At 63.4% G+C, this 1,312-nt stretch carries 1 protein-coding gene; it reads right to left on the bottom strand.

The window, feature by feature from the left end:
- Positions 1 to 46: 46 nt before the first annotated feature.
- Positions 47 to 1,102 (bottom strand): nicotinate-nucleotide--dimethylbenzimidazole phosphoribosyltransferase, encoded by a 1,056-nt coding sequence (gene cobT, locus A3754_RS25605; protein ID WP_063521708.1) that lies wholly within the window; start codon positions 1,100 to 1,102, stop codon positions 47 to 49.
- Positions 1,103 to 1,312: the final 210 nt, after the last annotated feature.

Genomic DNA, 1,312 nt, shown 5'->3' with positions numbered 1-1,312 from the left:
TTCCCGCTAACGTAGGTCGTATTAGGCGTCGTCGTAATCCGACAATTTATCCGTTTTGATTGCTTACACTGGCGTCGGCAAAGGTGGCCATCCGGTTGTGCAGCGCGCAGGCACTGCGTAATAACGGTACCGCTACAGCAGCACCANTGCCTTCACCTAATCGCAAGGACAGATCCAGCAAAGGCTTGGCATCCAGTGCTTGCAGCAGGCGCTGATGTCCGGGCTCCTGTGATTGGTGAGCGAACAGCAGCCAGTCCCGTAATTCCGGGCGGAGTCGGCAGGCGGCGAGGGCCGCAGTGGAGACAATAAAACCATCCACCAATACCGGGATGCCACGGACCGCGCAGCCAATAAAGGCACCGGTCAGAGCGGCGATTTCAAAGCCGCCCAATGAGGCTAGTGTCGCCAACGGTTCGGATTGTTTTTCGTGACGTGCCAGCGCCTGTGTAATCACTTCGATCTTGTGGGACACCCCTTCCGGTGTCAGCCCGGTGCCGGGTCCGGCGAGGACGGCCGCGTCTTCGCCCAGCAGTGCGCAGGCCAGGGCAGCGGCGCTGGTGGTATTGCCAATCCCCATTTCACCCCCGATAAACAGGTCGGCCTGGCGGTCGGCAGCCCGTTGGGCGGCGCGGTCCCCGGCGGCCAGAGCGGCGTGCAACTGCGTATTGGTCATGGCCGGTTGGCGGGCAAGGTTGGCCGTGCCCGGGGCGACGTGTTCATCGATGACGCCGTCTTCGATGGGCGGTGGTGTGACGGTGCCCAGATTGATGACTTCCAGCTCGGCGCCGAGCTGTCGGGCCAGCACGCTGATGGCGGCGCCGCCAGTGACAAAGTTGGCAATCATCTGCCCGGTGACGGCCTGGGGAAAGGCGGAGATGCCTTCTTCGCAAACGCCATGGTCGGCGGCAAAAACGGCCATGCTCACTTGTTCTGCCTGGGGCTGGTCCGTGGCCTGCAAGCTGGCCAGCTGGACGGCCAAAGACTCCAGGCGACCCAGGGATCCGGCGGGCTTGGTGAGCTGGGTCTGGCGGTGCAGGGCGGCGTGCCGATGGCTTTCGCTGGGGGCAGAAATGGGCTGTTGCCAGGGCAAAGGCGTGCTCACGGGTGTCTCCGGTCGGGGCGGCACAGGGCCGGAAAGCGGCAAATCCTCTGCCCCGCGACCGGGAGTGTCAAGTACACTGCCCCGCATCGATGCCGAGCAATGACACTGAAATCATGCTTTCTGTTTCCCTGATTAGCGCTGCGGTGGCGGCGGTTTTGCTGGATGCGCTGGCGGGCGAACCGCGTTGCGGGCATCCGCTGATGGCGTTTG

Source organism: Alcanivorax sp. HI0083, assembly GCF_001635175.1.
Note: the sequence above shows the minus strand (reverse complement) of the source record. Positions and strands in the feature narration are given on the sequence as shown.